The organism is Arthrobacter sp. 9MFCol3.1 (genome assembly GCF_000620385.1).
Classification (GTDB): Bacteria; Actinomycetota; Actinomycetes; order Actinomycetales; family Micrococcaceae; genus Arthrobacter.
Genome location: NZ_JIBJ01000007.1, coordinates 203,214 through 229,746 on the forward strand (window position 1 = coordinate 203,214; position 26,533 = coordinate 229,746).

The window sequence follows — 26,533 nt, forward strand, 5'->3', positions numbered from 1 at the left end:
AGCTAGTCAACGGTTCAGTCTGCGGAGACAACGATGTGCCGGTCGGCACCTTCGCCTTCGGACTCGCTCACGAGTCCCAAGTCGGCGACGGCGTCGTGCACGATCTTGCGCTCGTAGGCGCTCATCGGAGCCAGGGCAACTGCCTCACCGGAATCCTTCACAGCGGCGACGGCGTCTTCCGCGATCTTCTGCAGGTCTCCGGCGCGCTCGGCACGGTAGCCGTTGATGTCCAGCACCAGGCGGGACCGGTTCTCCGTAGCGGAGAGGACCGCGAGCCGCGTCAGCTCCTGGAGGGCCTCAAGGACCTCGCCGTCAGGACCCACCAGGCTGTCCAGCCCAGCGGCTTCTTCTTCGGCGACGATCGAGATATAGGTGCGGCCGTTGCGGACCTCGATGTCAATGTCGCCATCGATGTCCGCGATGTCCAGAAGTTCCTCGAGGTAGTCCGCAGCGACGTCGCCTTCTTCTTCGAGGCGGCTGGCGGAGACACTCTTGCCCGCGCCGGCCTCCGCGCCCTGTGAGGAGTCCTCGGCTGCGTTCTGGGCGTCGTCCCGGTCGTCGTCAAACTCGGCGGAAATAGCGTGCTCGGTGCTCTCGGCGGACATTACTTCCTCTTCCTGTTCTTACGTTGCGGCTGGACGCGCTGGGTCTTGGCTTCGACGGCGGCCGCGGCGGAGGCTTCGGCTGCCTCGGCGTCGACCTTCTTGCCGCCCAAGAGGGGCAGGACGGGCAGGCCCTTGGCGGCCCGGCGTTCGGCCAGGGCCTTGGCGGCCGGGGATCCGGGCGTGGGCATCCGGCGGATCACGAAGAACTGCTGTCCCATGGTCCACAGGTTGGTGGTGGTCCAGTAGATCAGGACACCAATGGGGAAGTTGATGCCACCCACACCGAAGACGACCGGCAGGATGTAGAGCATCATTTTCTGCTGGCGCATGAACGGGCTGGCCAGCGCCTCTTCGGACATGTTCTTGGCCATGATCTGCTTCTGCGTGATGAACTGCGAGGCCGTCATGGCCAGAATCATCACGATGGAGAGAACCCACACCGCGACGACGTTGCCGCCCGGGGGGGTGCCATGGAGCAGCGTCGCGGAAAGCGGGGCGCCAAAGATGGTCGACTCATCAAACTGGACGACCTGTTCGTGGCTCATCGCCCCGATGCTCTTCCCGCTGGTGGCCGCAGCCGTAATGCCGGAGAGGACCTGGAAGAGGGCAAAGAAGAACGGCATCTGGATCAGCATGGGCAAACAGGCCGAGAAGGGGTTGGTGCCGTGCTTCTTGTACAGGGCCATCTGCTCCTGCGCCATGGCCTGGCGGGAGAGCTGGTCGGTCTTGCCCTTGTACTTGTCCTGCAGCTTCTTCAGATCCGGCTGCAGCAGCTGCATGCCCCGCTGGGCCTTGATCTGCTTGACGAACACGGGAATCAGGGCGGCACGGATCACCAGCACCAGCCCGATGATCGACAGGGTCCACGTCCAGCCGCTGGCGGCGGGCATGCCGATGGCGCTCAGGCCATCGTGGAAGACCACCATGATGGCGGACACAAGCCACTTGAACGGAAACATGATTGTTTCAAAGAAGTCCATACGATATCCCTATTCGTTAGGCCGCAGAGCGGCCTTCTCCATCAGTCTGAGCAGCCAGGTACTTGTCCGGATTGTTCAGCACAACAATTGTGGGGGTGCGGTCTGCGGGCCACTCGCATTTGCCGGCGGGGACATGGTCCACACCACCGGCATTCCAGGGATGGCAGCGCAACAGGCGCCTGGCAGCCAGCCAGCTTCCCTTCACCGCGCCGTGGACGGTGATCGCTTCAAGGGCATAGGCCGAGCAGCTGGGGAAGAAACGGCAAACCTGGCCGTACAGCGGTGAGATCACCTTGCGGTACGCCAGGAGCAACAGAATGAGGACATTGCGGGGCAAATTCCAGACTGCCCGGCCCAACCATGCCGCTGCGGATTTTGCGGGAGGGACGACGGCGGCAGTTGAGTTATGCACGCGGGGTCCCTTCCTGTGTCGTCTCGTTAGAACCTGGTGAAGCAGCCTTCGGAAGGCGGTTGCCCAGCCGTTTCATGGTCGTTTCCAAAGCGGTGTCATAGTCGGCGAGCAGCTGGTCCCAGCTGGCTCCCGCCGCGGCGGGCAGGGCCCGGACCACAATGGCGAACCCGCTGCCGTATTTCTGCAACGACAATGCACCGGCTTCTCTCAGTCTCCTCTTAACGAGGTTCCTGACAACAGCGTTCCCGACACTCTTGGAAACGATGAATCCGATCCGGCTTGGTTCATCGGCAGCAATAGCTGCCGTATATAACACTACGTTCCGGCGTCCATTGCGGACACCGGAACGTACAGTTGTTGAAAAATCGGTTGATGTCCGCAGACGGTTCCTGGTGGCTAGCACCGTTCAACTCGCACAGGGATGTGGACCGACGAGTCAGTTATTTAGGCCGACAGTTCGGTGCGGCCCTTGCCACGACGGGCTGCCAGGATGGCACGGCCGGCACGGGTACGCATACGAAGGCGGAAGCCGTGCTTCTTGGCTCGACGGCGGTTATTCGGCTGAAAAGTCCGCTTGCTCACGTTAGTTACTCCAGTGGATCAAAGGTGCGCCCACCCGATCAAGGGGAAGAACTGGCCGACGCTAAGTTTTGGTATGTGCCGCTTACCTCTGTAATTCACGCAACGCGGGGCGTCAGGAGAGATTCAGATAAGGCGAAAAGCGTACACATGGGACTTCACAACGTTAGGGCTTGCCGACCTCCCGAGTCAAACCGGGGGTCGCTCCGCAGGCTATCCCCAGCTGTGGCTAACAGCTCCCGCAGCCTGTGGATGAAGTGCGTCACGCGCCCCATTTGAGAACCACAACGGTGTAATTATCCACAGGACTCAACCCAGCTATCTTCTGGCGTTTTCATCCCCTACAGTGTCTCAGTAACCCCTTATCCACGGACTGTGCATAACCCTGTGGATTGAGCCGGCCGGTGGACAGCTCCGGACCGCGCGGATGCACGTAATGCAGGCCAGCAAGTTTGAGGAACTGATTGATGACAGTAGACGAAGCCAACCAAGCCAACACTGTCGGAAGTTCCTGGCGGCGGGTAGTGAGCCTCCTGGAGAACGACCACCGTGTCTCTCCCCGGCAGCGCGGCTTCGTCATCCTCGCCCAGGCGCAGGGGCTGATTGGTTCCACCCTCCTGGTGGCCGTCCCCAACGAGCTCACCCGCGAGGTGCTGCAGACCCAGGTCAAGGAAGCCCTCGACGACGCCCTCCGCAGCGTGTTCTCCGACGAAATCCGCTGCGCGATCGACGTCGACACGGATCTGGTGCCGCTGCACACGGAGCCCGAACCCGCCGTCGAGCTTTCCCTGGCCGCCGACCCGACCGTGGAGTTGAAGCCGCAGCCGATGCTGCCCAGCACCTCGCACGAATTCGGCCGCCTGAACCCGAAGTATGTCTTCGACACCTTCGTGATCGGGTCCTCCAACCGGTTCGCCCACGCAGCCGCCGTGGCTGTGGCCGAGGCGCCGGCGAAGGCCTACAACCCGCTGTTCATCTACGGCGACTCCGGACTCGGCAAAACCCACCTGCTTCACGCGATCGGCCACTATGCGCGCCGGCTCTACAGCGGGATCCGGGTCCGCTACGTCAATTCCGAGGAATTCACCAACGACTTCATCAACTCCATCCGTGACGATGAAGGCACCAGCTTCAAGACCACGTACCGCAACGTGGATGTGCTGCTGATCGACGACATCCAGTTCCTGGCCGGCAAGGACCGGACGCTGGAGGAGTTCTTCCACACCTTCAATGCCCTGCACAACAACAACAAGCAGGTGGTCATCACCTCGGACCAGCCGCCGAAACTGCTCGCCGGCTTCGAGGACCGCATGAAGTCGCGCTTCGAATGGGGCCTGCTGACCGACATCCAGCCGCCCGAGCTGGAGACGCGCATCGCGATCCTCCGGAAGAAAGCCCTCAGCGAGGGCCTCTCCGCGCCCGACGATGCGCTCGAATACATCGCCTCCAAGATTTCCAGCAACATCCGCGAACTTGAGGGCGCCCTCATCCGCGTCACGGCCTTCGCCAGCCTCAACCGGCAGCCGGTGGATGTGGCCCTGGCCGAGATGGTGCTCAAGGACCTCATCACCGACGACGGTGCCCAGGAGATCACCTCGGCCCAGATCCTCACGCAGACGGCCGACTACTTCAAGCTCAGCATGGAAGAACTCTGCAGCAAGTCGCGCACCCGCACACTGGTGACCGCCCGGCAGATCGCGATGTACCTGTGCCGGGAGCTGACGGACATGTCCCTGCCCAAGATCGGGCAGGAGCTGGGCGGCCGCGACCACACCACCGTGATCCACGCCGACCGCAAGATCCGCGAACTCATGGCCGAGCGCCGGGTCATCTACAACCAGGTGACCGAGCTGACCAACCGGATCAAGCAGCAGCAGCGTAATTCCTGAGCCGTCGGCCGGCGCACTCTTACCTTATTAACAGGGCCCTGTGGACAACCCTGTGGATACTTAAGGGGACAACCGCGGTTAATGGGCTTAAAACCCTTAAGGCGCCTGTGGATTGGCCAGTCGGCCAAAAATCTTGTCCCCATCCACACCCTGTTTAAAACCTGCTCCGCCCACAGCCCATGAACAGGGCTTAACCGCGGATTCGTGCGGCAGGATCGAGTTATCCACAGTTTCCACAGCAGTTATTAACACTACTAATCCCAAGAAAATGAAATTCCCTCAAACAACAATCTCCTTCCCACCTCCGAGCAGCGCCCAGGCCCGTTCCGGACCGGCGCAGGAGACCGGCCCCGCGAACAACACTGATGTAAGCCGGGGATGGGAGAAACGCTCACCTTGGGGCTAAGCTGTCTGCAGTGCGTCCGTCCCGGACATCTTTTGTGGTCCCTACCGGGCCATGGGGCCCGGGGTGGGCGGACGATTCCCTTGTTGACGGAGTTCGGCGTCCCTGCCGAGGTCCGCCCCAGCTTGAGCAGTTTCAGCGATTTTCAGCACTAACAGCAGCAATGAAAGGCGGCACCCTTCCGTGAAGTTCAGAGTCGAACGGGACGTCCTGGCAGAAGCCGTGACATGGACCGCCCGGTCGTTGTCTCCGCGGCCGCCCGTTCCCGTACTTTCAGGCCTGCTCCTGAAGGCTGAAGCCGGTACCGTCAGCCTTTCGAGCTTCGATTACGAGACCTCCGCGAGGCTCGAAATCCCTGCTGACATCAGCGCCGAGGGCACGATCCTGGTATCGGGCCGCCTGCTCGCGGACATCTGCCGCAGCCTGCCCTCCGCCCCCGTCGAGGTCGAAACCGACGGCAACAAAGTCACGCTCACCTGCCGCCGCAGCAGCTTCCACCTGGCCACGATGCCCGAGGCCGAATACCCGCCGCTGCCGGCCCTGCCGACAATCAGCGGCACCGTGCCCGGCGATTCGTTCGCCCAGGCCGTATCCCAGGTGATTATCGCGGCCAGCAAGGACGACACCCTGCCGATCCTGACCGGCGTGCGGATGGAAATCGAGGACGATCTCATCACCCTCCTGGCCACCGACCGCTACCGCCTGGCCATGAGGGAAGTCCCATGGAAGCCTGCGACTCCGGGGATCTCCACGAGCGCCCTGGTCAAGGCCAAGACCCTCAACGAAGTGGCGAAAACCCTGGGCAGCAGCGGCGACATCAACATCGCCCTCGCCGACGACGACAGCCGGCTGATCGGCTTCGAGAGCGGCGGCAGGACCACCACCTCGCTGCTGGTGGACGGCGATTACCCGAAGATCCGTTCGCTCTTCCCGGACTCCACCCCCATCCACGCCACAGTGCAGACCCAGGAACTGGTCGAAGCCGTGCGCCGCGTCTCGCTCGTGGCCGAACGCAACACGCCTGTCCGGCTCGCTTTCACCCAAGGTCAGCTGCACCTGGACGCCGGCACCGGCGAGGACGCCCAGGCCTCCGAGGAACTCGAAGCCCAGTTGTCCGGTGAGGACATCACCGTGGCCTTCAACCCGCACTACCTGATCGAGGGCCTGAGCGTCATCGAAACCAAGTTCGTGCGCTTCTCCTTCACCACCGCACCCAAGCCGGCCATGATTACGGCCCAGCAGGACGCCGAAGGCGAGGACCAGGGCGACTACCGCTACCTCGTCATGCCCGTCCGGCTGCCCAACTAGCCCGCCACCGCTGTGTTCCGGACCGCCGGAACACAGCCCCTGCGGGCCGTCACGGCCGTCCTCAACGAAGCACCCCAGCGCAGAAAAGAGTTCATCTAAGTGCACATCGGACTAATCGGCCTTGGAAAAATGGGCTTCAACATGCGCGAACGGCTGCGCAACGGCGGGATTGAGGTCACCGGATTTGACCGCAACCCCGACGTTGCCGACGTCGCCACCCTGGACGAACTCATCGCCGCTGTCCCGGCGCCGCGCCTCATCTGGGTCATGGTCCCCTCGGGGGAGATTACCGACGCCGTGATCACCGAACTGGGCACCAAGCTCGACGCCGGTGACCTCGTGATCGACGGCGGCAACTCCCGCTTCACCGAAGACCAGAAGCACGGCGCCGCACTGGCCGAAAAGGGAATCCGCTTTGCGGACTGCGGCGTGTCCGGCGGAGTCTGGGGCCTCCAGAACGGCTACGGCCTCATGGCGGGCGGCGATGCCGCAGATATCGAACGGGCCCTGCCCGTCTTCGACGCGCTCCGTCCCGCGGGCGACCGGGCCGACAGCTTCGTGCACGTCGGCGGCGTCGGGGCCGGCCACTACGCCAAAATGGTCCACAACGGGATCGAATATGGCCTGATGCAGGCCTACGCCGAGGGGTACGAGCTCCTGGCCGCCAAGGAGATCGTCGCCGATCTTCCCGGCACTTTCCGGGCCTGGCAAAAGGGGACGGTTGTCCGCTCCTGGCTCCTGGACCTCATGGTCAAGGCCCTCGACGAGGATCCCGGACTGGAATCGATCTCCGACTACGTCGAGGACTCGGGCGAAGGCCGCTGGACCGTCGAGGAGGCAATTGCCAACGCGGTGCCGGCCCCGGCGATCACGGCTGCGCTGTTCGCCAGGTTCTCCTCCCGCGAGGACAACTCGCCGGCCATGAAGATGGTCTCGGCGCTGCGCCACCAGTTCGGCGGCCACGCGACCCGGCCGGCCAAGTAATCCTGCCCGGCAAAATTAATCCTTCCTGTGAAGTCCTGAATCCCGCGTGTACCTAGAAAAACTCTCGCTCACAGATTTCCGCAGCTACGCCCAGGTCGATCTCAGCCTTGAGCCCGGAGTCACCGTCCTGGTGGGCTCCAACGGCATCGGCAAGACCAACCTGATGGAAGCGATCGGGTATCTGGCCACGCTCAACTCGCACCGGGTCAGCACGGACGCCCCGCTGCTGCGGTTTGGTGCCGAGCGGGCCATGATCCGGGCCAAGCTGGTCCGCGGCGAGCAGTCGACAGTGCTGGAACTGGAAATCAACGCTGGCCGGGCCAACCGCGGACGGATCAACCGGAGCAATCCGGTCCGTGCCAGGGACCTGCTCGGCATCTGCCAGACGGTGCTCTTCGCGCCGGAGGACCTGGCCTTGGTGAAGGGTGATCCGTCCAGCCGCCGCCGGTTCCTGGACGAGCTCTTGGTCAGCCTCATGCCGCGCCACGCTGCAACCAGGAGCGACTACGACCGGGTCCTGAAGCAGCGCAACGCGCTGCTCAAGTCGGCCCGCGCCGGAAAATTCAGCACCGGGCACGAGGCAACGCTCGATGTCTGGGACCAGCACATGGCCCGGGCCGGGGCCGAGCTGCTGCACGCGCGCCTGGAGCTCGTGGACCGGCTGCAACCGCACCTGAAAAACGCCTACGCGCAGCTGACCGACGGGTCCAAGGAGGCCACTGCGGTGTACCGTTCCACGCTGCAGGACAGCCTGGACGACGACGGCGCCACCTCAAGACCAGCGGAGTCCGGCCCGGCGGACGGCGCCGGTACGGACGCGGCCGCACCGGCGGAGGACCTGCGGCTGCTCTCCGTCGAACAGCTCACCGACCGCTATATCCAGGCCTTCGCCGCAGCCCGGCGCAGGGAACTGGAACGGGGCATCTCGCTGGTCGGGCCGCACCGCGATGAGCTTGAGCTCGTGCTTGGCTCGGCGCCGGCCAAGGGCTACGCCTCACACGGGGAAACCTGGTCCATGTGCCTGTCCCTGCGCCTGGCCTCCTACTACGTCATGCTCGACGACGCCCGCACGGGCGGGTCGCCCCCGATCCTGATCCTGGACGACGTCTTTGCCGAACTCGACGTGCAGCGGCGGCGTAAACTGGCGGCAATAGTATCCGGCGCCGAGCAAGTGCTGGTCACTGCCGCCGTCGAGGACGATATCCCGGCGGAGCTGACCGGACGGCGGGTGAAGGTCATCCCGGGAGGAATCGATGAGCAGGAAAATCGATGAATAAGGATACCGACGGCGGCCTGCAGCCCGGCCGTGACCCCGACGACATCGACGCCGCGCAGGCCGCATTGAACCGGATGCGCGACGCCGCCGCGGCCCGGGGCGAAATCCGGCGGGCGGTGCCGCGCTCCGGTGCCGGCAGCCAGAAACCCGCCCGCGCCGCCCGGGGAACCCGCGGGTTCTCCCAATTCCACGGCACCGGCAGGGATCCGCTGGGCCTCGGAAAAGTCGTGGGACGCCTCGTGGCCGAACGCGGTTGGAGCTCGCCGGTGGCCGTCGGCTCCGTCATGGCGCAGTGGGCCGTGCTGGTGGGCCCGGAGATCTCGGCGCACTGCACCCCCGAGAGTTTTACCGACACCACCTTGCATGTGCGGACCGATTCCACGGCTTGGGCAACCCAGCTGCGGCTGCTGAGCAGCAGCCTGCTGGAAAAATTCCGGACCGAGCTTGGCGACGGCGTGGTCACCAGCATCCAGGTGCTCGGACCCGCCGCCCCGAGCTGGCGCAAGGGCCTCCGGACGGTCAATGGCCGCGGTCCCCGCGACACGTACGGATAGCCCGGGACCCCTGGCGGGCACCGGATCTGAAGCACTTCTTGCAAAAACCCTTGAAAAATCCGCAAGCGGCGTGTAGGGCGCTTGAACGCCCCGGAGTCGTATAGGAACCCTAGGGCTGGACCCCGAATGCCTTGCAGGGGGAGCCAGCGCCCTCCCAGCGGCACTTTCCCGCCCGTTTGGCGCCGTGGAATGCGGGTTTGGCCCCTATAACACGATAGAATCGGTCTAGATAACTGGGCGCCGGTGAAGCGTTGACTGAGTCCGTTTCCGACGCAATTTCAGCGTGCGGCGGACGGGATCCCCAAGTCAGCGGAAACACCCGGCGTCGTCAGTGACGTGCCTGTTGGCAGGAGCCTTTTCCACGGAAGGGGCAAGGGCCGGCCTTCAACGAACATAGAGGAGTCGAAAGCGCCTGTGGCTAACGACAATGCAGAGATCCCGGCAGTGGAAGACGTAGCGGAAGCGGTGGAACAAGAAGCTGCGGCGGCGGCGCCATCGGGGACCGCGACATCGCGGGAGTACGGCGCCAGCGACATCACCGTACTTGAAGGCCTGGAAGCTGTCCGGAAACGTCCCGGCATGTACATCGGCTCCACCGGCCCCCGCGGTCTGCACCACCTGGTCTATGAGGTGGTGGACAACTCGGTGGACGAGGCCCTGGCCGGCTACTGCACGCACATCGAAATCGTGCTGCAGGCCGACGGCGGCGTCAAGGTGGTCGACAACGGCCGCGGCATCCCCGTGGATATGCACCCCACCGAGCACAAGCCCACAGTGGAAGTCGTCATGACGATCCTGCACGCCGGCGGCAAGTTCGGCGGCGGCGGATATGCCGTCTCCGGCGGACTGCACGGCGTCGGCATTTCGGTGGTCAACGCGCTCTCCAGCCGGGTCGACACCGAGGTCCGCCGCCAGGGACACGTCTGGCGGATGTCCTTCGCCGACGGCGGCAAGCCGCAGGGCGGCCTGGTCCAGGGCGAGGAAACCACCGAGACCGGCACCACCCAGACGTTCTACCCCGACGCCAGCATCTTCGAGAGCACCGATTTCGACTTCGAAACACTGCGGGCCCGTTTCCAGCAGATGGCCTTCCTCAACAAGGGCCTGCGCATCACGTTGACGGACGAGCGCCGCGCTCCGGAGGAACCGTCCGGGGACGACGACCTGGACCTGGACACCGTCCCCACCGAAGGCGAAATCCCCGCGGAATTCCACACCGTGGTCTACCAGTACGACGACGGCCTGCTGGACTACGTCAAGCACCTGAATTCCGGCAAGAAAGTTGATGTGGTCCACGAGGACGTCATCGCCTTCGAAACCGAGGACACGGAACGGCACATTGCCCTTGAAATGGCGATGCAGTGGACCAACGCGTACTCCGAGAGCGTCCACACCTACGCCAACACGATCAACACGCACGAGGGCGGCACCCACGAAGAGGGTTTCCGCGCCGCGATGACTTCACTCATCAACCGCTACGCGCGGGAGAAGAACATCATCAAGGAAAAGGAAGACAACCTCACCGGGGACGATATCCGCGAGGGCCTGACGGCTGTCATTTCCGTAAAACTCTCGGAGCCGCAGTTCGAGGGCCAGACCAAGACCAAGCTCGGCAACTCCGAGGTCAAGGGCTTTGTCCAGCGCGTTGTCACCGACGGCCTGGGCGACTGGCTCGAACGCAACCCCGGCCCCGCCCGGGACGTCATCCGCAAGGCCATCTCCGCCGCCCAGGCCCGCATGGCCGCGCGGAAGGCCCGGGACAACGCCCGCCGCAAGAGCCCGCTGGAATCGTTCGGCATGCCCGGCAAGCTCTCCGACTGCTCCTCGAAGAACCCGGAACTGTGCGAGGTCTACATCGTGGAGGGTGACTCCGCCGGCGGTTCGGCCAAGCGCGGCCGCAACCCGGAGACCCAGGCCATCCTGCCGCTGCGCGGCAAGATCCTGAATGTGGAACGGGCCCGCCTGGACAAGGCGCTCGGCAATGCCGAGGTCCAGTCCATGATCACGGCCTTCGGCACCGGCATTGGCGAGGACTTCGACATCGCCAAGCTGCGCTACCACAAGATCGTGCTCATGGCCGATGCCGACGTCGACGGCCAGCACATCACGACGCTGTTGATGACGCTGCTGTTCCGCTACATGCGCCCGCTGATCGAAAACGGCTATGTCTACCTCGCGCAGCCGCCGCTGTACCGGATCAAGTGGTCCAACGCCCCGCACGATTACGTCTACAGCGACCGCGAACGCGACGCGAAGCTGCTCTCGGGCCAGGCCGCCGGCCGCCGGATCCCCAAGGACAACGGCATCCAGCGCTACAAGGGCCTCGGTGAAATGGACTACACGGAATTGTGGGACACCACCATGGACCCGGACCACCGGACGCTGCTGCAGGTCACGATGGACGATGCCCTGGCGGCAGACCAGATCTTCTCGGTCCTGATGGGCGAGGACGTTGAATCGCGCCGAAACTTCATTCAGCAGAACGCCAAGGACGTTCGGTTCCTGGACATTTAGCGGGCACCACGCCCCGAATATGCCCGGACTGATATATACCTGAAACGGAAAATATAGACTATGAGTGACGAAACACCAGAGGTGCCGGCCGGCTCCGAGCCCGTCCTTGAAGGCGCCATCCTCGACGGCGACGTACTGACCGACCGCGTCGAGCAGGTGGACCTGCAGACCGAAATGCAGCGCTCCTACCTCGACTACGCCATGGCCGTGATCGTGGGCCGGGCCCTGCCGGACGTCCGCGACGGCCTCAAGCCCGTCCACCGCCGCGTGCTCTACGCGATGTTCGACGGCGGCTACCGCCCGGAACGGTCCTTCAACAAGTGCGCCCGCGTCGTCGGCGAGGTCATGGGCCAGTACCACCCGCACGGCGACACCGCGATCTACGATGCCTTGGTCCGCCTGATCCAGGACTGGACCATGCGCTACCCGCTGGCGCTCGGCCAAGGAAACTTCGGCTCGCCCGGCAACGACGGCGCGGCCGCCCCGCGGTACACCGAAACCAAGATGGCGCCGCTCGCCATGGAGATGGTCCGGGACATCGACGAGGAAACTGTCGACTTCCAGGACAACTACGACGGGAAGAACCAGGAGCCGACCATCCTGCCGGCCCGGTTCCCCAACCTGCTGGTCAACGGCTCCTCGGGCATCGCCGTCGGCATGGCCACCAACATCCCGCCGCACAACCTCCGGGAAGTCGCCGACGGTGTGCAGTGGTACCTCGCCAACCCGACGGCCAGCCGTGAGGAACTGCTCGAAGAACTCCTCCTGCGCATCAAGGGACCGGACTTCCCGACCGGTGCGACCATCCTCGGCCACAAGGGCATCGAGGATGCGTACCGCACCGGCCGCGGTTCCATCACGATGCGCGCCGTGGTCAGCGTCGAGGAACTCCAGGGCCGCACGTGCCTGGTGGTCACCGAATTGCCGTACCAGGCCAACCCGGACAACCTGGCCATCAAGATCGCCGAACTGGTCAGGGACGGCAAGATCTCAGGAATCGCCGACCTCCGCGATGAGACCTCGGGCCGCACCGGGCAGCGCCTGGTGATTGTGCTCAAGCGTGACGCCGTGGCCAAGGTGGTGCTGAACAACCTCTACAAGCACACCCAACTGCAGGACAACTTCGCCGCCAACATGCTAGCCATCGTTGACGGGGTGCCGCGTACGCTCAGCCTTGACGCGTTCATCCGCCACTGGGTCACCCACCAGATGGACGTCATCGCCCGCCGCACCCGCTACCGCCTGCGCAAGGCCGAGGAGGAAGCACACATCCTCCGCGCCCTGCTCAAGGCGCTGGACGCGCTCGACGAGGTGATCGCGCTCATCCGCGCCTCCAACACCACCGAGGCCGCACGCGACGGGTTGATGGAACTGCTGGACATCGATGAGCTGCAGGCCCGGGCCATCCTGGACATGCAGCTGCGCCGGCTCGCGGCACTGGAACGCCAGAAGATCCAGGACCGCCATGCCGAGCTGGAGGCCCTGATCGCCGAGTACAACTCGATCCTGGCCTCCGAAGAGCGCCAGCGCGAGATCATCAGCACGGAACTGGGCGAAATCGTGGCCAAGCACGGCGACGACCGCCGCACCAAGGTGCTCATGGGCTTCGACGGCGACATGTCCATGGAGGACCTGATCCCCGAAGAGGAAATGGTGGTCACCATTACCCGCGGCGGCTACGTCAAGCGCACCCGCAGCGACAACTACCGCTCCCAGCAGCGTGGTGGCAAGGGCATCAAGGGCGCCCAGCTGCGCGGGGACGACGTCGTGGAGCACTTCTTCGTCACCACCACGCACCACTGGCTGCTGTTCTTCACCAACCTCGGACGGGTCTACCGCGCCAAGGCGTACGAGCTCGCCGAGGCCGGGCGCGACGCCAAGGGTCAGCACGTGGCCAACCTGCTGGCCTTCCAGCCGGATGAGCACATCGCCCAGGTGCTGGACCTGCGCGACTACCAGCACGCCCCGTACCTGGTGCTCGCCACCAAGCGCGGCCTGGTCAAGAAGACCCGGTTGGAGGACTACGACACCAACCGGTCCGCCGGCGTGATCGCCATCAACCTGCGCGACGGCGACGAGCTCGTCTCGGCCCAGCTGGTCTCCGATACCGACGACCTCATGCTGGTGTCCCGCAAGGGCCAGTCTGTCCGCTTTACCGCGACGGACGATGCGCTGCGCCCGATGGGCCGTGCCACCTCGGGCGTGACCGGCATGAAGTTCCGCGAAGACGACGAACTGCTCGCGGCCGACGTCGTCAAGGACGGCTCGTACGTCTTCATCGTCACTGAGGGCGGCTTTGCCAAGCGGACCGCTGTGGAGGAATACCGGCTCCAGGGCCGCGGCGGCCTGGGCATCAAGGTCGGCAAGTACCAGGAAGAACGCGGCCACCTCGTCGGAGCCCTCATTGTCAACGAGGAAGACGAAGTGCTGGTGGTCATGGAGGGCGGCAAAGTGGTGCGTTCCTCGGTGACGGGTGTCCCCGCCAAGGGCCGCGACACCATGGGCGTGATTTTCGCCAAGCCGGACAAGAACGACCGCATCATCGCGGTGGCGCGCAACAGCGAACGCGGGCTCGAAGGCGAGGAACCGATCGAAGGCGAGGACGCCGGCGAAAATGCCGGTGAAGGCGCTGAAAATCGGGCTTCCTCCCCGGATGACGTAACGTTGGCTGAAGATGGCGGACAGCAGGACGAGTCCGCAACGGCAGAATCAGTACCGGCCCCGGAGTCAGATGAGTCATCAGGCAATGCCGAGCTGGACGAAGACAACACCGGAGGTAACGAGTGAGTAATTCCGACTCATATCCCAAGCCGAGCAGCGGCGTGCCAAGCGGAGTGCGGCAACCCGCCGCCGCACCGCGCGTAGGCGCCCCCTCGCGTCCGCAGCAGCGCCCCGGCGTATCCGGCGCAGCCACGGGAACGGGACAGCGTCCCCCGGCACCCGGCCAGCGCCCCACGGTCCCCGGCCAGCGCCCCGCCGCCCCGGGCCAGCGCCCCGCACCGTCCGGCGGGCAGGGCACTCCCGGGCTGATCAAGCCCGCCCCCAAGGCCAAGGTGCGCCGTGCCAGGCTGCTGGTCAGCAAGGTGGACCCCTGGTCCGTGCTGAAGATGGCCTTCCTGCTCTCCGTGGCGCTGGGCATCGTCACCGTCGTGGCGGCGATCGTGCTTTGGACCGTTTTGGACCTGACCGGGATCTTTGACCAGGTGGACAGCCTGCTCGGGACCCTCGCCGGTTCCGAGGGCGGCGGCTTTGAATTGAAGAAGGTTGCATCCCTGGGGCAGGTGGCGTCATTCGCCACCATCATCGCCGTGATCAACGTGGTGTTGCTGACGGCGCTCTCGATGCTTTCGGCGGTGCTGTACAACATTGCCGCGACACTCGTCGGCGGCATCGGCGTGACCCTCACGGACGACTAATTCCCGAACTTTTCCGCGGAATCCCGCGGAAAAGGGCCTCGATTTGAGATCGGGCCGGGATGTGCTGTACAGTCATATCTCGGCCCGATGAGGCATCGGGGCGTATAGCTCAGGCGGTTAGAGCGCTTCGCTGATAACGAAGAGGTCCCAGGTTCAAGTCCTGGTACGCCCACGGAACCGGTACTGGTTCTGGCAGAGGTAAGTGAAGGTTCGTCCATGACAGAACCGGAACGGGGTGCATGTGAAGAAGTTGCTGGTTATCGCAGCCACGGTCGCAGGCGTCTTCCTCTACAGGAAAGTGCAGGAATCCGAAGCCCGGAAAGTGATCTGGAGCAATTCAACCGATACGGTTGACTAGCCCGGAGCCCGGGGATGGAAGCTGGAAATCAGCTCTCCGGACCTAGGGTATGATTGTCGGGTTGCTTCTTATGGGGGCATGGCGCAATTGGTAGCGCACCTGCTTTGCAAGCAGGGGGTTCGGGGTTCGAGTCCCCGTGCCTCCACCATAGGAAAAGCCCCGGACCGCGGAAACGCGGTCCGGGGCTTTTTTCATGCCTTCTCCACTCACTCCTTCGGCTTGGCGTAGTCCGCCATCCCTTGCCAGTCGATAAACACGTAGGGCTCGTCGCCGAGCACCCAGGCGTCGTGGCCCGGCGGAATCACGCCGAAGTCGCCGGGCCCGAATTCGAGTTCTTCGCCGTCGTCCATGACAACTTTGATGCGGCCGGAAATTGTGTAGCCGGTATGGCTGGCCATGCAGCTGTCAGTCTTGGCGATCGGCTTGACGTGGTCTGACCATTTCCAGCCCGGAAGGAAGGTGGCCCGTCCAACCGGGCCGGCCTCGAGGTTGACGAGATCCACCTGACCCATGCCCTCGGCAACGGGGCGTGTCTCTTCGGGATCGTCCAGGCTCTTGCGGATCATTGACGCCATGATGGTCTCCTTCTTCGATGATGGCGAAACCGGGATGTGAGACCGCGACTTAAGGGTGGCACTGCGGTATGCACCGGTCAAGGCGCAGCGGCTGTAAAGGCCCCTGCGGTCCGTCCCACTAGTGTTGGAGCGTGAACTTCTTACTTGCAGCCGTAGGGGTGCTGGGGGTGGCCTCGTCCGGACCGCTCATTGCCGCCACGCTGGGCGCCACGTCAGTCAGTGCCCTCGCCATCGCGTTCTGGCGCAACGCCATTGGAGCGGTGGTGATGGCCGGTCCTGTTGTGGTCCGCAATCCCCGTCAGTTCGGAAAGGTGACTGGAGCGGAGTTCCGCTGGTCACTCGCCGCGGCGGTGGCACTGGCCCTGCACTTCGCGTGCTTCATTACCTCCCTGCAGCTGACATCGGTCGCGGCGGCCACGGCACTGGTATGCCTGCAATCCGGCTGGATCGCGATCTTCCAGCTCTTCCGGGGAGTCCGGCTCCGCTGGCCGGTCCTGGTGGGGCTGGGGCTCGCCTTCGGCGGCGTGGTGACAATTACCGGGTTCGATATGGGCTCCTCGCCCGAGGCCCTCGTGGGCGATCTCCTGGCTGTCGCCGGCGGCGCCCTGGCGGGCATCTACACGCTCGCCGGAGGCAAGGCGCGGCAGAGCATGAGCACCGGCGTCTACACGACCCTGTGCTACGGCATGTGCGCCGCGGTTGTGGCGGTCATGGCGCTGGTGGCCAGAGAGCCGCTGGGAGGATTCGAGGCAGCCGGCTGGCTGGGGATCCTCGCGATCACCGTGTGCGCACAACTGGTGGGACACTCCGCGTTCAACCACCTGCTGGCAACCATGAGCCCGCTGCTCGTGTCCATGATCATCCTGCTGGAAATCCCGGGAGCGGCGCTCCTGGCCGCAGCCTTCCTGGACGAGACGCTGCCGGCCGGGACCTACGTGGGGCTGGCGATGATCCTGGTGGGGCTCGCCGTCGTGGTCCTGGGGCAACGAGGCTCGCGCGCCGCCCGGAGGACGGCCGAGGGAGCCGGTGAAGAGCGGCTGGCGGAGCTCGGCACCGACTAGGCCGCTCCCAGCGGCCGCATCACCCGGCGGCCTCGTGGCCGCCGGTTGGCCGCTATTGGCCGCCGCGGCGGGCTGGCTGGGGAACGTTGACCGTGTGGATGGCGCGGAGGAGCTTCGCCGGGAAGTAGACCGAGAAGAAGACCACCATGGGTGCCTTCAGTGCCATCTTCTTGACGTTGTGGGCCTTGTAGGTGCGGTCAAAGCGCGTCACGTAGTAGCGGTAATCGCGCGGCGAGTCCTCCAGCCGCCGGGCCGACATGCCCGAGATCATCTGCGGCCAGTACTGGATCCGGAGCTCGTGGTCGGCCAGGTGCAGCGAAAGATCGATGTCCTCGTGCATCTCGTCCCGCTCGTCGCGGCAGGTTTCTGCGCGGATGGTCTCCCAAGCCGAGCGGCGCAGAGCCATGTTGGACCCGAAGAGGAAGTGATACTGGTGCTTGGCGAGCCTGAGCATCAGCTGGCGCATTTTGTCGTCGGCCTTGAGCCCGAACCGGCGCATGGGCATGTCGTAATAGACCACCGGACCGGTCGCAGCGTGCACAGACTCGTCGGCGAAGGCTTTCTGCACCTGCTCCACCCAGTCCGGTTCCAGCACGGAATCGGCGTCGATCCGGCCGAGGATATCGCCCGTGGCGTGGTCCAGACCGAAGTTGCGCGTGGGAATGAGCCCCTGGGCGCGGTCCTGGCTGAGCAGGATGATGGGGCTCTCCGGATACTCGAGTTGCATCTGCCGCACGATCTCCGCCGTGCGGTCCTTGGACAGGTTGTCCACCACAATGATTTCGTGGGCAGGCACCGACTGGTAGACCGCGGCGATCAGGCACTGCCGGATGACGCTTTCCTCGTTGTACGCCGGGATCACAACAGACACAGCCGGTGGCGGAGCAAGGAGCAAGGCATCCTGGGGTGATCTATGGGGTGACATCACCACAAATTTAGCACCTGGCCTGAGGTTTGAAGACGGACCGTGACGCGCCCTGGGCAGGCCGCGTCCAACAAAGGGAGGGATCCCGCACTGTGGCGGAATCCCTCCCTTGGAGAGTGCAGGGCACCTGCCGGCAGCCGGACTGCCCGGGGCAAGGTCTCGACTCAGCCGGCCTGTGCCAGCCGGGTTCTACTTGCCGGGCTTGTCTGCGCCGTTGTTCAGGCTGGCCGCGATGTTGCGTACGGCCGTTTTGGCGTCGGTGGCAACCTTGTCGGCGGCCTCAGCGGCGTCGCCGGCGGCGTCCTTGGCCGCTTCCGCGGCTTTATCCGCCGCGGTGGCTGCGGAATCGGAAGCGTCCTTGGATGCCTCAGCCGCGGAGTCCGCTGCCGCGACAGTCGCGGAACCGGCCTTGTTGGCGGCGTCCTTCAGCGACTCGCCGGCCGGGGCGGCCGTGGGGGCGGGCGTTACCGGCGTCGGTACCTTCCAGGGATCCTCCACCGGCCTGGACGCCCGCCAGGCGGCCACACCGGCTGCAACGGCGGCAGCGATGATGCCGAAGATCAGCAGGCCGCGGTGCTTGGGCTTCTGCTGCTTGGCGAGCTTGGCATTAGCCGTCTTGGTGACCTCGTTGGCGGCCGCCTTGATGTTCTTGCCTGCCTGCTTGCCTGCCTTCTTGGCGTGTCCCTTGACTGCCTGGGCCTGCGCCTGGACGCCGGTGACCACACCGGAATCTACAAGCTTCTGTGCGACGGCGTCGACGTGGGCCGGGGCGTTTTCCAACGTGCGGTGGACGGCCACGGAAGCCTGCCCGATCTGGTCGGAAAGCCTGGGCAGGTACTCGACAACAACCCGGTCGCGTGCGTTGGCGATGACCGGGGCTGCCTTATCCACAGCTTCGTGCAGGCGCGGAGTCGCGCTGTCCGCGGCATCGTGGATCCTCGGCGCCAGCTGGGCCAGGCCATCCTGAAGACGGGGAGTGACAGTGGCAACGCTGCCGGCCAGGTTGTGGGCTGCCGACTTGAGCCCCTCCTGGATTTTGGGAGAGGCGGTGTCCAGTCCGTGCTGCAGCCGCGGAACAGCCCAATTCACGGCAGCCTCAACCCGCGGGGCCGCCCAATCCTTGGCGCTGTCTACTCCGGTGCTGACTGACTGCTCCAGGTCACGGGCAATACGATCCGTTTTCTTCACAACTACCTCCCGATTAATGTGACGGTTCTGCTGTTAGCCTACGTGGCTAGGAACGCACCGGCTATTCTTCAGACCGATTTCCAGTGGATTTCACCCAGCGCGGAACTGACTGTGCGGCCCTATGCGTGCGCAGCCGTCATGGAAGAATGGGCGCTATGACTGCCAACGCAACCGCAAAAGCCACTATCCACACGAGCCTCGGCGACATCGTCGTCAACCTCTTTGGCAACCACGCGCCGAAGACCGTCGACAACTTCGTCGGACTGGCCACCGGTGAGAAGGCCTGGACCCACCCGGAAACGGGCGAGGACAAGACCGGCACGCCGCTCTACAACGGCACCATCTTCCACCGCATCATCAAGGACTTCATGATCCAGGCCGGCGATCCCCTGGGCCGCGGCACCGGTGGACCGGGCTACAAGTTCGACGATGAGATCCACCCGGAACTGACGTTCAACGAGCCGTACAAGCTGGCCATGGCCAACGCCGGTGTCCAGATGGGCCGCGGCACCAACGGTTCGCAGTTCTTCATCACCACCATCCCCACCGGCTGGCTGCAGGGCAAGCACAGCATCTTCGGTGAGGTCGCCGATGACGAATCCAAAAAGGTCGTCGACGCGATCGAAGGCGTCCGCACCGGCATGGGCGACCGCCCCGTCGAGGATGTCACCATTAACAGCATTGACATCGAAAAGCTCTAACCCCACACCATGAGCTACGGAATTCCGGCGGCAGAGCCGTCCGCAGAGGTCCCGGTATGCCCCAGGCATCCGGACCGGCCCGCCTATGTGCGTTGCCAGCGGTGCGGGCGCCCTGCGTGCCCCGACTGCCAGCGGGCGGCCGCCGTCGGATTCCAGTGCGTTGACTGTGTCAACGAAACCAAACGCACGACGCCGGCCGTCAGGACCGTCTACGGCGGCGCCGTGACCGCCGGCAAACCCGTGGTCACGTACGTGATCATCGCGCTGTGTGCCCTTGTCTATGCGCTGCAGTGGATAGTCCCGAACGACGGGGTCTACCAGCAACTGGCTTACGCCCCCGCCCTGACTGGCGTTGAACCGTGGCGGATGCTCACCTCGGCGTTCCTGCACTCGCAGGGATTCCTGCTCCACATAGTCCTGAACATGTACACGCTGTGGATTTTCGGCCAGATTCTTGAGCCGCTGCTGGGCCACGCCCGCTTCCTGGCCATCTACCTGCTCTCGGCCGTCGGCGGCTCCGTCGGCTTCCTTCTGCTGACCCCGGTGTATCCGGCGAACGGGCCGGTGGGCCTCGTCGGCGCCTCCGGCGCCATCTTCGGCCTGTTCGGCGCCCTGCTGGTGGTCCAGCGTCAACGCGGCGGCGAAGTCCGCCAGCTCCTGGTCCTGATTGCCATCAACGGCGTCATCGGCTTCATGGTCCCGCAGATCGCCTGGCAGGCCCACCTCGGCGGCCTCGTCACCGGCGCCCTGAGCGCCGCCGTCATTGCCTACACCCCCCGCGGCCCCCGGCAGACCCTGCTGCAGGCCATCGGCCTCGCCGTGGTCCTGGCCCTGGTGATCGCCGTGTCCGTCGTACGGATGGCCGGCGCCGGCGTCTAGTCCGGTCCTGCAGACGATCCAGGCCGCAAATGGCCGCCTGGTGCCCTTCACTGTTCCCTGCTGTTTCTCCCGCTGTGTTCCTCGGCCGTTCCCCCGCCGGTCCTTCCCTCTGTGGACCTCTCCCGGTGCACACGCTGTCCGGGCCGCCACGTCTGAATTCGCAGGCGAGGATCCGAAAGTTTTCCACAGTGGTTATCCACATTGTTAATAACTTACAAGCGTGTAGTTCACGGTGGCGAGCCGGGTCTGACCGCCCGGGCTGGCGATTTTCCGGCATGGAGGCGATGCGGCGGACCGGATCTCCACACCTGTGGATAACTTCTGTGGGTTGCCCTGTGAGTAAGTGGACAACTTTGCGCGCTGGGGCCAGTTGCCTTGCCCAGGCGGCACCAGGCCGGATCCGGCCCGCCGCCGCCCCACAGCACACGCCCCACAGCACCCGCCGCAGGGCGACTGCCTGACCTCCGTCCAAGATTCCCGAACCGGACCAGCTCTGTCGCGTTCCGGACCGGACTGCAGCGCCGCACACCCGCGCTCTCCATGCGGCCCAGCAGCCGGTCGCCCGAGCGCTGCCAGCGTGTGCGGTGCGTCCCCGCCCGCAAGTCTGCTCGCCAGCCCCGTGTCGGGGGCCGGACACCACGGGCCGCGGACCTGCCGCGGTGTGTTTCAACAGGGTTATTCACAGTGTTAATAACTTGACGGTCTGAGCATCTGCGGGAATTCACCCGGCTCATGGCCCCGCAGCGGGGATTGCGGCTCCGAATCCCCGAACGTTATCCCCAGCTGTGGATAACTTGTGGGTAGTGGGCTGTTATTAAGTGGATAACCCGTCCGGTGCTGTAGGTGTCGGGACAGGCCGCATAGTTGGGTGGCCGCCGTGCTCCAAGGCGGACGCGCGTTCGGCGTGCGGCCGGGGCCGCGGCGCCATCCTGGGCCTGTTGCCCGGACCGGTGAGCTTGTCCACAGGAAATCCACACTGTTAATAACTTCCAAGGGTGTAATTCAGGTCCGGCCGGGAATCTCATCAGTGGCTTTGCGCCCCGCTGTGGCCTCGAAACTCAGCCAAATGGGATGAAGACCCGGAAACTTATGAACAATGTGGATAAGTTTCCCCAGACTTGTGCACAGGTGTGGATAAGGAGGCGGGACGCCGTCGGGTTACTGCGGCCAGACGCCCGATGACCCGCGCCGGTGGCTGTCCAGCAGATGGGTGTCCACCATTCCGATAGCCTCCATGAGCGCGAACATCGTGGTGGGTCCGACGAAGGCGAAGCCCTTCTTGCGCAGCGCCTTGGAGAGCGCGATGGACTCGGCCGAGGTGGTGGGGACCTGATCGAGGGAGCTTGGCCGGGGTGTGGCGGCCGGCTGGAACGCCCACACGAAGTCAACCAGGCCGCCGTCGTCCCTCAACGCCAGAGTGGCCCGGGCGTTGGTGATGGTTGCCTGAATCTTCAGCCGGTTCCGGACGATCCCGGCATCGAGCATGAGCCGCTCCACATCGGCGTCCGTGAAGAGCGCCACCAGTTCCGGGTCGAAGTCCTTGAACGCCGCGCGGAAAGCGGGCCGCTTGCGCAGGATCGTCGCCCAGGACAGCCCCGCCTGGAACCCCTCGAGGCTGATCCGTTCGTAGAGGCCCTGTTCATCCCGGACGGGCATGCCCCACTCGGAGTCGTAGTACTCGCGCAGCATGGGATCAACGGCCGCCCACGCCGGCCGCGCCAGTCCGTCGTCGCCAATGGTTGAGCCGTTCACTGCCGGGGTCATCTGGATTCCTTCGTTGGGCCGGGATTAATGCAGTGGTTTAACGGTGGCGGGCCGGCACACTGTGTGTACCGGCCCGTCAGGGATGTGCGCCGCGCGGGCCTGGTTCAGGAACGCCAGCGTGTGGTCATCAGGAAGCCGATGATCGCGATTCCGAAGCCGGCGACGATGTTCATCGAGCCCCAAGCCTGAACCGGGAAGGCGCCCTCGGTGATGTAAAACGTGATGATCCACAGCAGGCCAATGATCATCAGGCCAAACATGACGGGCTTGAACCAGACCGGATTGGGCTTGTAGGCCTCCGCGGCAGAAGTCTGCGGGGCCACACGGGCAGTCCTTTTACGCGGCTTCGACTCGGGCACTGATCCTCCTTGGCGGGCTGGAACAAGAGCGGCAAACGTGGCTTGGTATCCTGCAGGAAGCGAGGCCCCCGCCGGCCAACGCGCTCTTGGTCAAGTTCAAATTCATTTGTCGCACAATTCTAGCTGTAGTTCCGGCCACACCGTGGACCCCGCAACCGCCTTGGAGGAGAACCCGCAGTGCTGGAGTTGGAGCAAGGATCCGGCCGGACGGCTCGCGGCCGCCGCGGGCCGGTACTGCGCACCGTCCAGGTCGCGGGTGAGCTGCTCATGACCGCGGGCGCCATTGTCCTGCTCTTTGTGGCGTGGCAGTTGTGGTGGACGAACGTGGCCTCCGATGCCCGGCAGCTCGAGGTTGTGCACGACTTTGCCCGCGGGATTGGAGCAGCCGCTCCCGCGGCGCCCGGGCTGCCGGCGGCAGGTGCCGCGGAACCCGACGCCGCGCCCGAACCGGCGGAGGGCGCGACTATCGGCATCCTGTATGTTCCCCGTTTCGGCGCCGGATACACGCGTCCCATCGTTCAGGGAACCACCCCGGCAGTGTTGGACACCCTGGGCATCGGACACTATCAGGGCACGGCCATGCCAGGGGCTGCGGGAAACTTCGCCGTGGCCGGGCACCGGCAGACCCACGGCGCCGTCCTGGATCATATCGACGCCCTGGTGCCCGGCGACCGGATCTACGTCCAGACCCGTGAGGGCTACTATGTCTACGTGTTCCGGAACAGCCAGACAGTCCTCCCGTCGCGGACCGACGTCCTGTTACCGGTGCCAATGCGGCCGGGAGCCGCGCCGACGGAGAGCTACCTGACCATGACGAGCTGCAACCCGCGGTTTGGCTCCGAGGAACGCTTTGTGGCCTACGCCCTGCTGGAGCGGTGGCAGCCCCTTTCCGCCGGACCGCCGGCTGAAATTTCACGGGCGGCCCGCGCGGCCGGGGCAGGCTGACGCATGTATGGCTGGCTTTTCCGCCGCCTTCCCGGGCCCTTGTGGCTCAGGATTGCGACCGCGCTGGTGCTGGTGGCCGGAGCACTGGTATTGATGGTTCAGTTCCTTTTTCCCTGGCTGGCGCAATTCACCCAGTTAACAGATTCAACGATTGGTTCAGCAAGGCACCCATGAGCACAACCAAGATCCTGGTCGTAGACAACTACGACAGCTTTGTCTACACCCTGGTCGGCTATCTCCAGGAGCTCGGTGCGGAGACCACCGTGGTCCGCAACGACGACGTCACGCTCGCCGAGGCGATCGAGATGGCCGAGGCGCGGGACGGGGTCCTCATCTCTCCCGGTCCGGGGAATCCGGCGGGGGCCGGCGTCTGCATTGAGCTGATCAGGTGGTGCGGCAACCACGAGAAGCCCATGCTGGGTGTGTGCCTGGGGCACCAGGCGCTGGCGGAGGCCTACGGCGGAACCGTGACGCACGCTCCCGAACTGATGCACGGCAAGACTTCGCTCGTCGAACACCATGGAACCAGCGTCTTTGCGGGGCTCCCCTCGCCCCTCACGGCCACCCGTTACCATTCGCTGGCCGCTGTCCGCGAGAGTATCCCGGAGGTCCTGGAGATCACCGCGGAAACGGGCACCGGTGTGGTGATGGGACTGCAGCATCGCACCGCCCCGCTGTGCGGCGTCCAGTTCCACCCGGAATCCGTCCTGACCGAAGGCGGCTACCAGATGCTCGGCAACTGGCTGGAGTCACTCGGCATGGCGGGCGCTGCCGAACGGGCAGCGGACCTGAGCCCGCTCATCAAGCACTGACCCGGCAGGCACTGCACGTGACGGCGCGGACAGTGCGGCGGTAGCCGGCACGTTAGTTCCCCGACCGGATTAGGGGAACAGCCCGCCCAGGGCTGCGTCTTCTTTCGACGCGCTCTTGGTGGGCGACGGCGTGGGCGACGGCGGGGGAGGCGGAGCCGGTGCCGGTGCCTTCGCCACGGTCACAGTGATGGTCTTGCCCTGTTCCACGAGCGAATCCGCGGCATCGGCCTGGCCCGTCACCTTGCCCGGAGCCACCTGGGAATTCTCCACTTCGGTGGCCTTGAGCACCAGGCCCTGCTCCTTCAGTTTCGCTTCCGCCTCCGCCAGCGGCAGCCCGATCAGCTGCGGCACAGCCACCTTGCCCGTGGAGACGACGATTTCGACCGGGTCCGCCACGGCCACAACCTGGCCCGGGGCAGGGTTGGTGGTGATGACAATGCCGACCGGAACCGTGGGGTGGTTGGACATCTTGGTGGTGAGGGCACCTGTCAGCCCCGTTTGGTGGAGAAGATCGCGGGCGGCCGCCTCGGTCCGGCCGGGCAGGTCCGTCGGGATGGTGATCGCGCTGGGGCCTTCGGAGATGTTGAGGATGATGTCCGAGTTGGCGTCCATGGAACTCCCCGACGTCGGCACGGTGCCAATCGCGGTGCCTTTGGGGATACTCTCGTGCTGCAGCCGTTGGAGCTGTGGCTTGAAGCCGGCGTTGTACAGCCTTTGCAGGGCCTCCGATTCCGTCAGGGACGTCACTGTGGGAACCAGGACCTTGGTTGCCTGTGGCGGGGCCTGATTCATGAGGTTGTACAGCCAGAGGCCGCCGCCGGCCAGCACCAGCAGTGTGAGGACCACGAGCGTCGCGATCCAGGTGCGGCGGCGCGTCTTCTGGCCCGGGGTGTGCTCGCGTTCGACCGGCAGCGCCAGGGGAAGGCTTCCGGTGTCCGCAATGCCATAGAGTTCGGTGCCTGCCGGCTGCAGCACTTCCTCGTCGTCGGGCGTTTCTTCGGCGGGCCGCAGCCGGCCGCCGGGGGAATCGTCGAGGAACTTGGCTCCGGTCAGGGAGAAAGCCGCCGTGGGCGCCAGGGGGTCGTGCCGGGGAACCGCGTTGGTGGGGTCGGTGGGGGCCTCGCTGGCGGACGGCGCCGTCACCGGAACGCCGCTGCGCGCGGCCCGCAGGGCGCGGCGGAAGGCGGCGGCGTCCTGGAAACGGTCGGCGCGGTTCTTCTGCAGGGCCTTCATCAACACGCTGTCCAGCGCGGCGGAGACGTCCGGGTTGAGACTGCTGGCGGGCTCGGGGATCTCGCGAACGTGCTGGTAGGCCACGGAGACGGGGCTGTCGCCAATGAACGGCGGCCGGCCGGTCAGCATCTCGTAGAGAAGGCATCCTGCGGAGTACAGGTCGCTGCGCGCGTCGACGGCCTCGCCCCGGGCCTGTTCCGGGGACAGGTACTGGGCGGTGCCGACGACGGCCTGCGTCTGCGTCATGGTGGCGGACGAGTCCGCCATGGCGCGGGCGATTCCGAAGTCCATGACCTTGACGCTGTTTGAATCCGGGCAAAACATCACGTTGGCGGGCTTGATGTCGCGGTGCACGATTCCGGCCTTGTGGCTGTAATCGAGCGCGGACAGCACACCCAGCGTGAAATCGATCGCCTGATCGATGGTCACGTCCTTGGCCCTCACCATGTCGCGGATGGTCTTGCCGGAAACGAACTCCATCACGATGTAGGGCACCCGGACGCTGTCGTCGTGGTCACCGGGGACCGCGTGGTCCCCGGTGTCGAAGACAGCCACGATCGACGGGTGGTTCAGTGCCGCGACGGCCTGGGCCTCGCGCTTGAACCGGGCCTGGAACTGCGGGTCCCGGGCCAGGTCCGGGCGCAGCAGCTTGACGGCCACGGTACGTCCCAGCCGGGTATCGAGGCCGCGGAAAACATCCGCCATGCCGCCACGGCCGATCAGCTCACCCAGCTCATAGCGCCCGCTGAGGACGCGCTGCGTGTTCGCCGGGCGTTCCTCCCTGTGCGACGGAGTGCGGGGTGTATTGCTCAT

At 65.1% G+C, this 26,533-nt stretch carries 25 protein-coding genes and 2 tRNA genes; 16 read left to right on the forward strand and 11 right to left on the reverse strand.

Annotated elements, in window-relative coordinates:
- Positions 1 to 14: 14 nt before the first annotated feature.
- From C560_RS0109425 to rpmH, 5 genes are read right to left on the reverse strand one after another with little or no spacing between them, the layout of a single operon-like run.
- Positions 15 to 605, reverse strand: coding sequence for a Jag family protein (locus tag C560_RS0109425; RefSeq protein WP_026538021.1), 591 nt, complete (start codon positions 603 to 605; stop codon positions 15 to 17).
- Positions 605 to 1,585 (reverse strand): membrane protein insertase YidC, encoded by a 981-nt coding sequence (gene yidC / locus C560_RS0109430; protein ID WP_026538022.1) that lies wholly within the window; start codon positions 1,583 to 1,585, stop codon positions 605 to 607. Before yidC ends, C560_RS0109425 begins: the two co-directional genes overlap by 1 nt.
- A gap of 16 nt (positions 1,586 to 1,601) precedes the next feature.
- Positions 1,602 to 1,997, reverse strand: coding sequence for a membrane protein insertion efficiency factor YidD (gene yidD / locus C560_RS0109435; RefSeq protein WP_026266812.1), 396 nt, complete (start codon positions 1,995 to 1,997; stop codon positions 1,602 to 1,604).
- Positions 1,990 to 2,400, reverse strand: coding sequence for a ribonuclease P protein component (gene rnpA / locus C560_RS0109440; protein WP_026266811.1), 411 nt, complete (start codon positions 2,398 to 2,400; stop codon positions 1,990 to 1,992). The genes yidD and rnpA overlap by 8 nt, the downstream gene beginning before the upstream one ends.
- Positions 2,401 to 2,441: 41 nt before the next feature.
- On the reverse strand, positions 2,442 to 2,579 hold the full coding sequence (rpmH, locus tag C560_RS22985; protein WP_003800212.1) for a 50S ribosomal protein L34: 138 nt from the start codon (positions 2,577 to 2,579) through the stop codon (positions 2,442 to 2,444).
- A 464-nt stretch (positions 2,580 to 3,043) separates the two neighbouring features.
- Here rpmH and dnaA point away from each other — a divergent pair, with 464 nt between their 5' ends.
- From dnaA to C560_RS0109495, 11 genes are all read left to right on the forward strand, one after another.
- Positions 3,044 to 4,465 carry a chromosomal replication initiator protein DnaA gene (dnaA, locus tag C560_RS0109445; RefSeq protein WP_018775671.1) on the forward strand — a complete coding sequence of 474 codons (1,422 nt, stop codon included), beginning with the start codon at positions 3,044 to 3,046 and terminating at the stop codon, positions 4,463 to 4,465.
- A 586-nt stretch (positions 4,466 to 5,051) separates the two neighbouring features.
- Entirely contained in the window at positions 5,052 to 6,176 is a 1,125-nt protein-coding gene (dnaN, locus tag C560_RS0109450) for a DNA polymerase III subunit beta (RefSeq protein ID WP_018775670.1), read from the forward strand.
- A gap of 99 nt (positions 6,177 to 6,275) precedes the next feature.
- Positions 6,276 to 7,160, forward strand: coding sequence for a phosphogluconate dehydrogenase (NAD(+)-dependent, decarboxylating) (gene gnd, locus C560_RS0109455; protein WP_026266810.1), 885 nt, complete (start codon positions 6,276 to 6,278; stop codon positions 7,158 to 7,160).
- A 46-nt stretch (positions 7,161 to 7,206) separates the two neighbouring features.
- On the forward strand, positions 7,207 to 8,433 hold the full coding sequence (recF, locus tag C560_RS0109460; protein WP_026538023.1) for a DNA replication/repair protein RecF: 1,227 nt from the start codon (positions 7,207 to 7,209) through the stop codon (positions 8,431 to 8,433).
- Positions 8,430 to 8,990: a DUF721 domain-containing protein gene (locus C560_RS0109465; RefSeq protein ID WP_018775667.1), complete on the forward strand. Its 561-nt coding sequence runs from the start codon at positions 8,430 to 8,432 to the stop codon at positions 8,988 to 8,990. The genes recF and C560_RS0109465 overlap by 4 nt, the downstream gene beginning before the upstream one ends.
- 414 nt (positions 8,991 to 9,404) lie before the next feature.
- Positions 9,405 to 11,504, forward strand: coding sequence for a DNA topoisomerase (ATP-hydrolyzing) subunit B (gene gyrB / locus C560_RS0109470; protein WP_026538024.1), 2,100 nt, complete (start codon positions 9,405 to 9,407; stop codon positions 11,502 to 11,504).
- 60 nt (positions 11,505 to 11,564) lie between these two features.
- Positions 11,565 to 14,291 (forward strand): DNA gyrase subunit A, encoded by a 2,727-nt coding sequence (gene gyrA / locus C560_RS0109475; protein ID WP_026538025.1) that lies wholly within the window; start codon positions 11,565 to 11,567, stop codon positions 14,289 to 14,291.
- Positions 14,288 to 14,920: a DUF3566 domain-containing protein gene (locus C560_RS0109480; protein ID WP_026538026.1), complete on the forward strand. Its 633-nt coding sequence runs from the start codon at positions 14,288 to 14,290 to the stop codon at positions 14,918 to 14,920. Before gyrA ends, C560_RS0109480 begins: the two co-directional genes overlap by 4 nt.
- Positions 14,921 to 15,018: 98 nt before the next feature.
- Positions 15,019 to 15,092, forward strand: a tRNA-Ile gene (locus tag C560_RS0109485).
- Positions 15,093 to 15,161: 69 nt separating this feature from the next.
- A complete protein-coding gene (locus C560_RS23805; protein WP_018775663.1) occupies positions 15,162 to 15,278 on the forward strand; it encodes a DLW-39 family protein in 117 nt (38 codons plus the stop codon).
- Between the two features lie 72 nt (positions 15,279 to 15,350).
- Positions 15,351 to 15,426: transfer RNA gene (locus C560_RS0109495), tRNA-Ala, on the forward strand.
- A gap of 58 nt (positions 15,427 to 15,484) precedes the next feature.
- Here C560_RS0109495 and C560_RS0109500 read toward each other — a convergent pair.
- Positions 15,485 to 15,853 (reverse strand): cupin domain-containing protein, encoded by a 369-nt coding sequence (locus C560_RS0109500; RefSeq protein WP_026538027.1) that lies wholly within the window; start codon positions 15,851 to 15,853, stop codon positions 15,485 to 15,487.
- A 131-nt stretch (positions 15,854 to 15,984) separates the two neighbouring features.
- On the opposite strand from C560_RS0109500, the gene C560_RS0109505 reads away from it, so the two are divergent.
- Positions 15,985 to 16,914: a DMT family transporter gene (locus tag C560_RS0109505; RefSeq protein ID WP_026538028.1), complete on the forward strand. Its 930-nt coding sequence runs from the start codon at positions 15,985 to 15,987 to the stop codon at positions 16,912 to 16,914.
- 52 nt (positions 16,915 to 16,966) lie between these two features.
- On the opposite strand, the gene C560_RS0109510 is transcribed toward C560_RS0109505, so the two are convergent.
- Together C560_RS0109510 and C560_RS0109515 are read right to left on the reverse strand one after the other, a co-directional pair.
- Positions 16,967 to 17,839: a glycosyltransferase gene (locus C560_RS0109510; protein WP_026538029.1), complete on the reverse strand. Its 873-nt coding sequence runs from the start codon at positions 17,837 to 17,839 to the stop codon at positions 16,967 to 16,969.
- A 189-nt stretch (positions 17,840 to 18,028) separates the two neighbouring features.
- Positions 18,029 to 19,027, reverse strand: coding sequence for a hypothetical protein (locus C560_RS0109515; RefSeq protein ID WP_026538030.1), 999 nt, complete (start codon positions 19,025 to 19,027; stop codon positions 18,029 to 18,031).
- A 155-nt stretch (positions 19,028 to 19,182) separates the two neighbouring features.
- Here C560_RS0109515 and C560_RS0109520 point away from each other — a divergent pair, with 155 nt between their 5' ends.
- The gene (locus tag C560_RS0109520; RefSeq protein ID WP_026538031.1) at positions 19,183 to 19,728 is read left to right on the forward strand and encodes a peptidylprolyl isomerase; all 546 of its coding nucleotides are present in this window, start codon (positions 19,183 to 19,185) and stop codon (positions 19,726 to 19,728) included.
- A 9-nt stretch (positions 19,729 to 19,737) separates the two neighbouring features.
- Positions 19,738 to 20,607 carry a rhomboid family intramembrane serine protease gene (locus C560_RS0109525; protein ID WP_026538032.1) on the forward strand — a complete coding sequence of 290 codons (870 nt, stop codon included), beginning with the start codon at positions 19,738 to 19,740 and terminating at the stop codon, positions 20,605 to 20,607.
- Between the two features lie 1,158 nt (positions 20,608 to 21,765).
- On the opposite strand, the gene C560_RS0109530 is transcribed toward C560_RS0109525, so the two are convergent.
- Together C560_RS0109530 and C560_RS0109535 are read right to left on the reverse strand one after the other, a co-directional pair.
- A complete protein-coding gene (locus tag C560_RS0109530) occupies positions 21,766 to 22,371 on the reverse strand; it encodes a DNA-3-methyladenine glycosylase I (protein ID WP_026538033.1) in 606 nt (201 codons plus the stop codon).
- Between the two features lie 104 nt (positions 22,372 to 22,475).
- Positions 22,476 to 22,730 carry a cell division protein CrgA gene (locus tag C560_RS0109535; RefSeq protein WP_026266806.1) on the reverse strand — a complete coding sequence of 85 codons (255 nt, stop codon included), beginning with the start codon at positions 22,728 to 22,730 and terminating at the stop codon, positions 22,476 to 22,478.
- Between the two features lie 177 nt (positions 22,731 to 22,907).
- On the opposite strand from C560_RS0109535, the gene C560_RS0109540 reads away from it, so the two are divergent.
- Positions 22,908 to 23,675, forward strand: coding sequence for a class E sortase (locus C560_RS0109540; protein WP_081801658.1), 768 nt, complete (start codon positions 22,908 to 22,910; stop codon positions 23,673 to 23,675).
- Between the two features lie 170 nt (positions 23,676 to 23,845).
- A complete protein-coding gene (locus C560_RS0109545; RefSeq protein WP_026538035.1) occupies positions 23,846 to 24,487 on the forward strand; it encodes an anthranilate synthase component II in 642 nt (213 codons plus the stop codon).
- A 69-nt stretch (positions 24,488 to 24,556) separates the two neighbouring features.
- On the opposite strand, the gene pknB is transcribed toward C560_RS0109545, so the two are convergent.
- The gene (gene pknB, locus C560_RS0109550) at positions 24,557 to 26,533 is read right to left on the reverse strand and encodes a Stk1 family PASTA domain-containing Ser/Thr kinase (RefSeq protein WP_026538036.1); all 1,977 of its coding nucleotides are present in this window, start codon (positions 26,531 to 26,533) and stop codon (positions 24,557 to 24,559) included.

Excerpts from the sequence above, each read along its gene's own strand:
- C560_RS0109500 (WP_026538027.1), bottom strand. The coding sequence starts at position 15,853 with ATGGCGTCAATGATCCGCAAGAGCCTGGACGATCCCGAAGAGACACGC.
- C560_RS0109530 (WP_026538033.1), bottom strand. The coding sequence starts at position 22,371 with ATGACCCCGGCAGTGAACGGCTCAACCATTGGCGACGACGGACTGGCG.
- C560_RS0109465 (WP_018775667.1), top strand. The coding sequence starts at position 8,430 with ATGAATAAGGATACCGACGGCGGCCTGCAGCCCGGCCGTGACCCCGAC.
- C560_RS0109510 (WP_026538029.1), bottom strand. The coding sequence starts at position 17,839 with ATGTCACCCCATAGATCACCCCAGGATGCCTTGCTCCTTGCTCCGCCA.
- C560_RS0109520 (WP_026538031.1), top strand. The coding sequence starts at position 19,183 with ATGACTGCCAACGCAACCGCAAAAGCCACTATCCACACGAGCCTCGGC.
- C560_RS0109525 (WP_026538032.1), top strand. The coding sequence starts at position 19,738 with ATGAGCTACGGAATTCCGGCGGCAGAGCCGTCCGCAGAGGTCCCGGTA.
- yidC (WP_026538022.1), bottom strand. The coding sequence starts at position 1,585 with ATGGACTTCTTTGAAACAATCATGTTTCCGTTCAAGTGGCTTGTGTCC.
- pknB (WP_026538036.1), bottom strand. The coding sequence starts at position 26,533 with ATGAGCAATACACCCCGCACTCCGTCGCACAGGGAGGAACGCCCGGCG.
- C560_RS0109425 (WP_026538021.1), bottom strand. The coding sequence starts at position 605 with ATGTCCGCCGAGAGCACCGAGCACGCTATTTCCGCCGAGTTTGACGAC.
- dnaA (WP_018775671.1), top strand. The coding sequence starts at position 3,044 with ATGACAGTAGACGAAGCCAACCAAGCCAACACTGTCGGAAGTTCCTGG.
- C560_RS0109545 (WP_026538035.1), top strand. The coding sequence starts at position 23,846 with ATGAGCACAACCAAGATCCTGGTCGTAGACAACTACGACAGCTTTGTC.
- gyrA (WP_026538025.1), top strand. The coding sequence starts at position 11,565 with ATGAGTGACGAAACACCAGAGGTGCCGGCCGGCTCCGAGCCCGTCCTT.